The 9,953-nt window shown below is 48.8% G+C and carries 9 protein-coding genes; 6 read left to right on the top strand and 3 right to left on the bottom strand.

The annotated features are described in order from the left end of the window. The first annotated feature begins 50 nt into the window (after positions 1–50). Genes EKK48_24055 through EKK48_24045 form a run of 3 tightly spaced genes read left to right on the top strand, consistent with a single transcriptional unit; the run spans position 51 to position 1,865 of the window. Positions 51–674, top strand: a complete 624-nt coding sequence (locus EKK48_24055; GenBank protein ID RTL37352.1) for a hypothetical protein — start codon at positions 51–53, stop codon at positions 672–674. A gap of 12 nt (positions 675–686) precedes the next feature. Continuing rightward, a complete protein-coding gene (locus EKK48_24050) occupies positions 687–1,427 on the top strand; it encodes a hypothetical protein (GenBank protein ID RTL37351.1) in 741 nt (246 codons plus the stop codon). A gap of 18 nt (positions 1,428–1,445) precedes the next feature. After that, on the top strand, positions 1,446–1,865 hold the full coding sequence (locus tag EKK48_24045) for a site-specific integrase (protein ID RTL37350.1): 420 nt from the start codon (positions 1,446–1,448) through the stop codon (positions 1,863–1,865). A gap of 15 nt (positions 1,866–1,880) precedes the next feature. Here the strand turns inward: EKK48_24045 and EKK48_24040 are convergent, their stop codons facing one another. Beyond that, the gene (locus EKK48_24040) at positions 1,881–2,600 is read right to left on the bottom strand and encodes a hypothetical protein (GenBank protein RTL37349.1); all 720 of its coding nucleotides are present in this window, start codon (positions 2,598–2,600) and stop codon (positions 1,881–1,883) included. Between the two features lie 1,016 nt (positions 2,601–3,616). Between EKK48_24040 and EKK48_24035 the strand changes: the two genes are divergently transcribed. Together EKK48_24035 and EKK48_24030 are read left to right on the top strand one after the other, a co-directional pair. Next, on the top strand, positions 3,617–4,636 hold the full coding sequence (locus tag EKK48_24035; protein RTL37348.1) for a hypothetical protein: 1,020 nt from the start codon (positions 3,617–3,619) through the stop codon (positions 4,634–4,636). A 271-nt stretch (positions 4,637–4,907) separates the two neighbouring features. After that, positions 4,908–6,617 carry a hypothetical protein gene (locus EKK48_24030; protein RTL37347.1) on the top strand — a complete coding sequence of 570 codons (1,710 nt, stop codon included), beginning with the start codon at positions 4,908–4,910 and terminating at the stop codon, positions 6,615–6,617. Positions 6,618–6,895: 278 nt separating this feature from the next. Here EKK48_24030 and EKK48_24025 read toward each other — a convergent pair whose 3' ends face one another. Both EKK48_24025 and EKK48_24020 read right to left on the bottom strand, forming a co-directional pair. After that, complete coding sequence (locus EKK48_24025) at positions 6,896–7,360, bottom strand: hypothetical protein (GenBank protein ID RTL37346.1); 465 nt, start codon at positions 7,358–7,360, stop codon at positions 6,896–6,898. A gap of 10 nt (positions 7,361–7,370) precedes the next feature. Further along, a complete protein-coding gene (locus EKK48_24020) occupies positions 7,371–9,296 on the bottom strand; it encodes a hypothetical protein (GenBank protein ID RTL37345.1) in 1,926 nt (641 codons plus the stop codon). 262 nt (positions 9,297–9,558) lie between these two features. Here EKK48_24020 and EKK48_24015 point away from each other — a divergent pair, with 262 nt between their 5' ends. Beyond that, a complete protein-coding gene (locus EKK48_24015) occupies positions 9,559–9,939 on the top strand; it encodes a hypothetical protein (protein ID RTL37344.1) in 381 nt (126 codons plus the stop codon). Positions 9,940–9,953 lie beyond the last annotated feature (14 nt).

Here is a 9,953-nt window from a genome sequence, read left to right as displayed (position 1 = left end):
TGAATCCGAGCGAGTTATAGTCTCAGTCTAATTTGAGCCGAAACGGGCCGATGATTGCAGTTCCGAGCTCGGATAATCTCAAGCCGCTACAATTACCGAGCGAAGATTTTGAGTTTGAAGATTGGATTATTGGCTATCGTGTGCCGCGGGACTATCACGTAAATGTGCAACGACATCATTACTCGGTTCCGTTCAAATATGCGCACCAAGTAGTAGATATTCGCTTCACCAAGTACGCAGTCGAGGTATTGCACGGCAATACTCGTATCGCCAGCCATGTGCGGAGTTGGGCTGAGGGTGGAACAACGACTCTCCCCGAACATGAAATGCCAGCGCACGCTTTGTACCGAGGATTGTCATCGGAATATTTTCTTGAGCAAGCCGCTCAGATTGGACCAAATACCAAAACGGTTGTGCAAACACTCTTGGGAGCGAAGCTATACCCACAGCTTAGCTACTCTGAATGCTTCGGAATTGTGAAAACTCTGAAGGCAAATTTCGGAGATGAGGAGGTTGAGCTCGCCTGCACCCAGGCGATTCGCCTCCAATCAATTGGATATCGTGTCGTAAAAAACATTCTCCTGGCTGGTGTCAAAAGCCTGCCTGAGCAACTAACGCTTCGTATCGGAAATATTGATCACGAGAATATACGAGGCTCGGAATACTACCAATGAGGAGGGCAACGAATGCTGAAAAATCCAACAGTTGAAAAGATGACCAATCTCGGACTAACCGGGATGGTCCGCGCACTAGAACAGCAAAGTCAACTTCAAGATGCAAACACTCTTTCGTTTGAAGATCGGCTTGCGCTGCTGGTTGACGCAGAGTGCTCAGAGCGAGATTCAACGCAATTTTCTAAACGCCTTAAGGCGGCCAAAATGCGAGATAGCGCATGCGTGGAAGATATCGATTTCAAACCAAACCGAGGAATCGATAAGCGGGTTGTCGCTCAGCTTGCTGAAGGTCAATGGATAAAAGATCATAGAAACGTTTTGATTACCGGTAAAACCGGTGTCGGCAAAACATACTTAGCATGCGCTTTCGGGCAAAAGGCGTGTCGTCTCAATCATTCCGTCATTTACTTTCGAGCCCCGCGTTTCTTTCAGGAGTTGACGGTCGCTCGCCTTAAAAATACGTATCACGCCGCGCTTGCCCGACTTAAGAAAAATAATTTGCTCATTCTGGATGATTTTGCACTGGTGCCAATCACAGAGGAACAATGCCGTGACATGCTGGAGGTCGCCGACGATCGCTCTGGAACCGGCTCTTTCATTATTTCATCACAGCTGCCCGTTAAAGACTGGTATCAGACATTTGCAAATGCGACGTTAGCCGACGCAATCCTTGACCGCGTGGTACATGGATCATATCGGCTCGAGTTAGGTGGTCCAACTCGCCGAGATCCTAAAAACGGAGAAAAAGCTTGACCACCACTGAAGACCTTCTTGGCAAACGGCCAGATTAAATGCGACGAGCAGGCTAAAAACATGCGACTAAGCGGCCAAATTGAAATGCGATTCACCGGCCAAATTCATGCGAATACGCAAGAATGGCTTGATGAGCGTCGGCAGAAATTTCCGGGCTCTGGCGACGAAGCCTTTTTTCTTTCCAATCGCTGCAGTCGTTTGTCGGTGGATTCAATCGATCACGCCATACGATCGCTTGCCCAAAGCGCGAACATAGAGGGCGTTTCCGCGCACACACTTAGACACACCTGCCTAACAAACTTGGTTCGCAATGGCGTCGATGTCGTTTTGGTTGCACAAGTCGGCGGTCACAAGAAGCTCGAAACAACCATGCGTTACAGTCTCCCAACGCATGCCGACCAAGCGGAAGCTTTGGAAAACCTTCCCGTCGATAGCTGATTTTGCTGGCTTGAGTTATTCTTCGGCTGGCGGAGCACTAAAGAGCTTCTGCCACCAAGGTTTTTTCAAGTCTTGGACAGTTTGCGACAATGACGCAAGTTGTTCTTCAACGGCTTTCAATTGAGCATCTTTCTCTGCTGTAAGGGCTTCAATTTCCGCGTTCTTGGCTCGCTCTTGTTCTTCGAGAGTTTGCTCAAGGGCTGCGACTTGCTCTTTGACTTTGTCAGACTCTTCTTTCTCTGCCTTGAGTGCGTCAATCTGTTTCTCAAGAGCTGCTGCTTCAACTGCTTTCAAATGCGCGGCTTTGCGCTCGTCCTCTGCTTGCTTTTGAAAGTCGGGCAATAATTTGAGCTGTCTGCCTTGTTCTTGAAGCTGTTGTTCTTGAGCACGAATGGTTTCTACAAGAGGCTTCATCATCTCTTCTGCTAGAAGCCGGAGCCGACTGCGTTCTTCCTCTACCCAAGTTTGATGCTGCGACTCTTGAACTTCTTCAAAGATTGTTTCAGCGTCGACGGTTTCTTCCAGTGGAGGAAAGTCGTTCTCCGCTACATCCGAATCAAGATCTAGCTTCAGTTTCGAGGCTATTTCCTTGGTCGGGTAGATTCGCCATTCCTTGACGCCGTAGGCGTTAGTCTTTTGCGTACCCTTGAGGTCACCTTTGGCCAGTCTTGAAGTGATCGCCCTGGTGGTCAGACCCAGTGCATCAGCAGCTTCTTTGACAGTAACCGTTCTCATATAGCAGCTCCATATCTAGTGGCGTTCGGTTGTATATATCGATTAAAAAAGGGCAGTTTTATTATAATCAAAAGAGATCTTTTCACCACAGAAATCCTCAGAAGTTTTTCTGTGGTGGCACTTCCGAGCTTTTCAAAACACTTACTCTGTGGCTGTTTTGGAGTTTCTTCGCTTCTTCGATTTCGTTGCCTCGATTTGCCGAGCTTTGCCGTGGTGGCATATGCGGTAGCAATATTTATCAGCCCTTCCCGGCTTATCCTCTTTTTTGTCGCTCGATTTCACCTCTGGGCTGGCGATTTGCCCGGAAGTGGGCTTCGGGCATGTGCGGAAATTGATTATCGGCAGCGAGGAAATGCTTCCGGGCATTTCTCTGGTGCCAAGAACCCCCTTTCTTCGCCTGCGATGCTTCGTTTCCAAAGACGCCCATTATTGGCTAGCTTGCGAGCCTTCCGCGCTTGAAAATTCTTGGTCTAGATTTCCGCATTTGGAAAAACCAGCGAGGAAATTTCTCAAAAGTGGTTGCTAAAACATATTATTCTGATATCGTTAGTGGTGCCTCTCGTTACTAAGCTAGAAAGTCTAAAAGTTGCTACCAGATAGCCACACCGGTGTTTTCAAAACCGCTCGTGCCATTTCCGCAGTTGATCTTACTTCTCTATCCTATATATTGCCGGGCTCCAAATTCGTTTCCGAACCCCGGAAGTCTTATAGATCAAAAATTGATCAATCTATATCCAAAAGGCTAACGGGCGCCTCAATATCCCACCATTGCCTGAACGCAGAAATTTCCCCGCCCACAGAAGAGCCGCTAGACATCGGCCTCCAGGATCTAAAGTGTTGATCCTTTAGAAGGCACCATTTATAGTGGCAGCGATCCACTTCTTGGCAATATGTCCAATAGTATGTCGATCAAATATCAGAGCCCGATTCCGACGTTCACCGAAGTATCCGATAAATCTCCCTAGAAAGAGAGCCCGAAAATTAGCACTTCAATACAAGGTGTCCAACCCAACGTGATGGCACCAGAACAATTAGATAGCGCCCTGCTTCCGAAGCGTTTCTTGGCTCTATTTCCGCAGCGTTTTGGCTCGACTTTCCGCGCTACCGGTGGTACAGCCTGGCGTGCGATGAGCCAATTTCACTACTTGGAAGATGATTCGATTCTTGGGTCACTGGGCGGCTCTTCAAAGAATATCCGGGCATGTTTGCTAGACAAAAAGACGAGCTATCTTGCGTTGTCTTGTGAAACTGGCGATGAAGGAATCGATTTTGAGGGCGCCCGAATTGTCGTAAAGCAACTCCAGGATGCTGGCTTGAAACCCAACCTGTATAAGGAATCTGGCTCAAACGCTGTACAGATTTTCCTCGCCTTTTCCGAGCCTATTGAAACTGACTATGCCGCGCACGTGATCGCTTCATTATTGAAAAACGAAACAGTAGTCATTCACGATACCGAAACGCCATTTGTTTTGCCACTCCAGCAAGGCTTTGCCTGGCTCAACGACGATTTCTTAATCAAAGTTGAGTGCGACCAGATAGCCATAGAACCTGCAATGGCTATGTTTTTGCACGACTTGCATTTCAACTCGGTGCCGTCCGATATCCTCGAAAGGCTTGGTATTACTGAAGAAACGCTTTGCACAACTGCGACGCCAGTTGTCGAAACTATCGAGCTTACTGAATTTAAAGTTCCGCAACCTATCGCAGACGAGACGCTTACAGCACAGGAAGAAGCAGCTCTCGATACCCATATTCAAGAATCGGCGCACATAAATCCTCCGCCGGCAGAATTACCTGGCGTTGCTACGCAAGTGCAAGTGCAAGTGCCTGGTGGCCGGCAACTCTTACTCTTTCCAGTCGACTCTCATGTTGTTCAATTTGAGTTGCCGAAAGAAAGACCAAAACGGAAGAAGCGAGCCCGTTCTGATTTGCCCGCTGATGCTCAACCTGAAATTTCTTTTCCCAGCCTTTTCTCAGTTTTTCCAACCGACGCCCAGGGCGTCATGCAACCTTCAAAGGAGGCTCACGACAACTAGCCAATAACAAAAAACACCGCTTGCAGGCGGTGCTTTTGAAGATCACTTAACGGATCGGTTATGCGATTTGATTCAGGAGTTTGGATGACGCCCTGAGATAGCGCAAGCATAATGCACCGATCCGGCTAGGTCAACTCGTCTTTAATTAGAAAGAGGAACGCTTACGACCGGACTAAAGCCTCTGGCAGCCCAAACAGGCCAGCCAGCTAGATTCTCACGCGCAAAATATTTTTCGGCTCGTACCGAAGAAGCAGTCACAACTTTTCTCAAGTTGTTTCATAGATATGCTTACATACTCCGCCCGATAGCGGGCGGTCCGTGGTTCTCTGCCAACGAGAACTGGAGCCTCTCTGACACTGAGATCCTTAAAGCTGCTGCGTGCATCCATCCGAACTATTACATCGGAACTCGAAGTGGCAAAGCCAGCAAGTATGCAGTGCTTGATATAGATAACGGTAGCCCGTATCACAATGAAGCGGGCTTTTCCAAGATTTCCGCGCTGCTACAAAAAGCCGGAATTGAAGGTTTCAATCTTTATCGTTCATCCGATTCTGGTGGCTGGCATATCTACATTTTCTTCGACGCGCCGGTGAGTAGCCGCGACCTGTACAAGCAGTTGTATAAGCTTTTCAGTCTGCATGACTTTGAAGTAGCCAAAGGAAAACTCGAGCTTTTTCCGAATCCCGGCGACAAGTCTCTTGGGCAGGGGCTTCGACTTCCATTGCAGCCAGGCTTTGCATGGCTCAACGAGCACAACCAGCACGTGCGCGAAGAGCGGGACGAGATAAGCCCGGACGAGGCCATACTTCAGTTTGCCCGCGATATCGAGTGTTCTGTAAATCCTTATCATCTATTTCACAAGATGCGCGCGTTTGTGGAAAGAACCGAAGCAATCAAAGCAGAAATAGTTGTTCAGGCTAATTCAAAATTTCCGCGCTCGGAAGTCGTGTCTTTGAGACCAGAAATGGCGCCCATTGGAGGCGAGGAAGCACAGAAATCAGTCCGGCAGATTTTCCATAAAATGCCACCTGGAATAAATTGCGACTCCTATCTTCGAGGCCGACACTATTACGAACATGGATTGACTGCCGCCGGGCAGCGCGCTGATGCAGTCTTTGCCATGGGGCATTACCTGTTTTATGGTGATCCGGAGCGACTGATCTCGCCTCGTGGATACGGCTTTGAAGAAGAGCGTAAGTGGCTCATCGAAGAAATACTCAAAGCCAAGCACCATGGTATGAGCAAAGACATTACTTCCGGGCGCGCGGAAGCGCAGAAACATATCGAGCGAGCTACTCACTGGCAGCCGCCACACCGGCGCGGAAAAGAAGCGCAGAAATATGAGCCAGTCGTTCCTATTTCCTGGGTCAGGAACAATGCCAATCGAGCAACGACAGCACAGAAGAAAATCATTGCTGCGGTCGCGGATTTTAAAGAAGCGGGCATTCAGTTCAGCACTCGTGACATCACTCTCAAGTGTGGAGTGAGTAGCCGGACGATCGACAAATACCCCGAACTCTGGAAACCAGCAATGGAGGAGCTTCGTGGTGGGCGCTTGGAAACTGCTTTACACGAGTATAACGCTGTGAAGGGGGCTGCTTCACAAGAAAGCAAGCCCCCTTCCTCAGAGCACGAAAAAATTATGCCGCCGGGTCGTTTGGCATCTCGTCGAATTCTTTATGAACTCAAAATGAGAGATGAGAGAGAAAAACGGAAAAAAATCGATACCGCTCAAAGGTCCGAGAAGGCTGCTTCTGACAAGTGGCGGGATAGAGTCAATGATCTCTTGAAGCGAGAGCCTCAAAACGTCTCAGAAGGCACTCTCATGAATTTGATTACTCATTTGGCGAGAGAGCTTCTGATTGCACCATCTGAAGAGGACTGTAATTGGCTTCTGGCGTATATATCAGAGTTGAGGGAACGAGCTGTTTCTCTGGGAAAAGTCGTTCAGCTAACTATTGACTCAGTTGCTTCAGCTTGATGAGAGAGACTAACATTTCTCATGCTATTATGGTGACACTAAATGCGGTGTTGAGTGTTTCTTGATTTACACGTTTTGCGGACACTGATCAATTATGTGAAGAACATGATGATGAGCTGCTTAAGCCTTGCGCCACTGAACAATTTTTGATTAGATCTCACCACTAATAATTATATTTTCTTGATAACTGTATTTTGAGCGGGTTGAAGAAGAGTTTATTTTCGGAGATGAGCTGGCATTGTTCATCTCCATCTGGCTATAACGACATTGATGTAAGTTCATTTAGCCAATCCCGCATGCCAAACGCGGAATTCTCGCTTATACGGCAATGGAAATTTTTCCAACACCTTTACCACTCGCTCCGAAATTACTAAATCCATTGAACGATAGTCTTGTCCAAAGTCTTTCGCGCCCGGCTTACCAGTTATCTTGAACCAATACCACTTACCCAAAGCGGAGTCCGGCCGCCCTTGCCGCCAGACTCTATTGAACTCCTGGTCGTCTCCTGTTACCTCCACTGATTCAAAGTCAACACCAGTGATAGGCGGCGATAGCTTGTCTAGCTCCTGTCTTAGACGCTCCGTTCCAATAAAACAATACTGGCAACATTGCAGATCGTCTTGTGGCCACCTCCGAAATTCAATATGCAATTTTTCAACGTCAATATACTCGGAGTCAGCATATACAGTCTTTGCACCGTAGTCCTCTGCCGCTACCTGCGGTTCGTAAAAATAGAATTTCATTGTTATCCCTTCACTTCATGGGCGGCACAAAATATTGCCCAAACTCTTTATCTATCGCCCTTAACTCATCCAGCACTTGCTGCCTGGTTACCTTTCGTCCGTGAGGCAAGAAAGTGCGCCATCTGGCTGTAATGATGTCGTGTACCCATTTACCATCTTGCATCGCATCAAGGGGAACGCCTCGTAAATACTCAATTGAATTTACTTCTCTAGCCTTAAACAGCCCAGAATAGCCAGTACGCTTATCCAAGAGCATCTGAGGCAACGCATGATGAACCACAACGCCGGTATCTTTTAGATGTGGGTATTTGCTAAAAAACAGCCTGTCATATGACTTCTGAATGCTTTCCAGACCGTGCGCTTCTAGTTCGCTCTCGGTCATGCGCCTCAAATCTTGCTTACTTACTTTGGCTTTCTCTGCCGCTTTCTCTGCTGATATTGGTGACTTGTTGCCGTCCTCAAAGTACCGCACCATCTCCACGATGTGATCCTTGAAGCCCTTCTCCTGCGATTCTTGGACCGTATCAGTTAGCCTAATCCCGTTGCCCTCTGCCACCGGCTGCGCTACCAGTCCTCTAGGCTGCAAAACATCATCGATAAAGTTTGCCATGGCGCGCTTCGCCTTATCTCGTCCAGGCGCTGTAAGTTCTTTTAGATGCTCCGCTATCTCCTCCAGGGCGTCGATCAGCTTGCCAGATTTCGCCAGCTTGTGCCAGACTCCGATGAGCGCCCCTACGCCCATCTCTGCTATTAACTCGCTGCCTTTTTCTGTCTGCTGCTCCAGCGGCATGGCTTGCCACCGCTCATTAGCCGTCTCGACTACAAACCCTATTGCCCTTATCGCCGGGCTGTAATCGCCGGTCTTTGCCATGTCTTGGGCTTGCCCGGCTGCAAACTTCGCTAGCTCTACGCCGCTTGTTATTGCCTGCGATAGATGTTCTGCCAGTTCCTTTGTGGCTTTCGGTACTTTATCCGGCTCTTTGACCGATTCAAGTACAAACGTAGCGGCGGCTACTCCTGTGTCTAAAAGCCCTTTTCCAACGTTGTAGAATCCTTTTGGGATTGACTCTGATACAGCCTCTATCTGCTCTTCATAAGCGTTTTGACCAACGGCACCAGCGGCTTCGAATGCTTTGACTATGTCTCTTTGCTGATCCGGTCTAAGGTTATTGAACGCCTGCCAGGGATTCTCCTTGTGCTCTACATGACCTTGGAGCACTAGCTGGTCTGGTCTTATCGCCTGATGTACGCCGCCTTCTTCTAGCCCTGCCACATCTATTTTGCGTCTCACTGTCGCCAGATGTTCCATTCTGGCTTGCATCTCAGGGGAAAGATCGGCTGCTTGCTGCCGCACCTCTTGCCTGAAAGCTTGCTTCTGTGGACTTTCTGGCTGCTTCTCCACCCACTCGTTTAAGAGTTTGACTGGCTCTGCAGCTGGATTCGTCTGAGCCTCTACTGCTAGCAGTGTACCGGTATCCATCAGGTTTGGGTCGTTTCCCGCCTTATAGGTTGCACCTTTCGGGCGGTAAACCGCCTCAGCTTCTTTCAAGATCTTGGCTAAATACCCGTCTCGATAAGGCGCTGGTAATTTCTCCGCTTTCTCAATTTGGTCTACAAACTTCTGAGCCCAGATATCAGGCTGCTTTGCTCGCTCTCTTAGAAAGTCGGTCGTTATCGCTGGCTCTTGCTTTGCCTCTTTTGGCCGCTCCGCTACTACCTTTTGCTTGCCCCTTTCGTCCAGGGCGATTATCTGAATGCTCTCTAACTGGTCGCCACCCGCGCTTCCCGAGTGTGCGTCTTGATTTAGTGCCAGCACTGCTTTGACATCCGAGGCTGCCGCGTTTCTCGCGTCCAAGGCGTCAGCGGTCTGGATGGATTGCTTTTCGGGCGCCGCACTTATTGCCAGGTCGCCCTGCTCTTTTTTTTCATTTGTCATCTGAAGGCGGCCCTTGAACTTTGCTGCTCAATATATTCCCCTTTTGTATTGGCGAAAATCGCCATAGATTTCGGCAATGGCCTGCTCCGTGGGTTAGTTGAGCGCGCGCTGTTTGCCCATTTTGCCGCCTTGGCGCCACCGCCGTGCTCTGGGAGTTTTTGTCTTTCTGAACTCTTTCCGCGCATTTCCGCACCGCGGAGCCAAGTCGGCGGGGCGTTTTTGCAGCGCGAGCTGCTTGAACCCCGGCAAAGAGGACGCGGAAATGGCAGAACATGATTATGGACTTGAACTAACGAATAACAGTAAAGTAGGCTGGGCATTCAGTCTTCCGCGCGGAAAAACATGTATCAATGCCACGGAAATCTGCAAAAAGCTTTGCTACGGCAACGGAATTCGCTATCAGTCTTCCGGGCAGAAAGCTAAGCGGGAGCGCAATTTCCGCACTGTGGAATTTTTGCTCAATGAAGGGGGTTCTGAGCTGCTCTTTCAAAACTTGTGCTCAATAGTTGAACAAGCAAGACCTCGTGATTGGCTTACCGCGCAAATTACAGGAAAACAGACGGTCATCCCCTGGACCTTGCGTATTCACGATGTCGGAGAATATCCAGAGTTCCGGACTATTCCGACTTCCGAAATATCCTGATACGGAATGCCCGC

Source organism: Candidatus Melainabacteria bacterium, from assembly GCA_003963305.1.
Taxonomy (GTDB): Bacteria; Cyanobacteriota; Vampirovibrionia; order Obscuribacterales; family Obscuribacteraceae; genus PALSA-1081.
The sequence above is the reverse complement of the archived record's forward strand: the minus strand, read 5'-3'. Positions and strand labels throughout refer to the sequence as shown.

What these genes read in the sequence shown, in the direction of transcription:
- EKK48_24035 (RTL37348.1), top strand. Translation starts at nt 3,617, where the DNA reads ATGGCACCAGAACAATTAGATAGCGCCCTGCTTCCGAAGCGTTTCTTG.
- EKK48_24020 (RTL37345.1), bottom strand. Translation starts at nt 9,296, where the DNA reads ATGACAAATGAAAAAAAAGAGCAGGGCGACCTGGCAATAAGTGCGGCG.
- EKK48_24040 (RTL37349.1), bottom strand. Translation starts at nt 2,600, where the DNA reads ATGAGAACGGTTACTGTCAAAGAAGCTGCTGATGCACTGGGTCTGACC.
- EKK48_24025 (RTL37346.1), bottom strand. Translation starts at nt 7,360, where the DNA reads ATGAAATTCTATTTTTACGAACCGCAGGTAGCGGCAGAGGACTACGGT.
- EKK48_24050 (RTL37351.1), top strand. Translation starts at nt 687, where the DNA reads ATGCTGAAAAATCCAACAGTTGAAAAGATGACCAATCTCGGACTAACC.
- EKK48_24015 (RTL37344.1), top strand. Translation starts at nt 9,559, where the DNA reads ATGGCAGAACATGATTATGGACTTGAACTAACGAATAACAGTAAAGTA.
- EKK48_24055 (RTL37352.1), top strand. Translation starts at nt 51, where the DNA reads ATGATTGCAGTTCCGAGCTCGGATAATCTCAAGCCGCTACAATTACCG.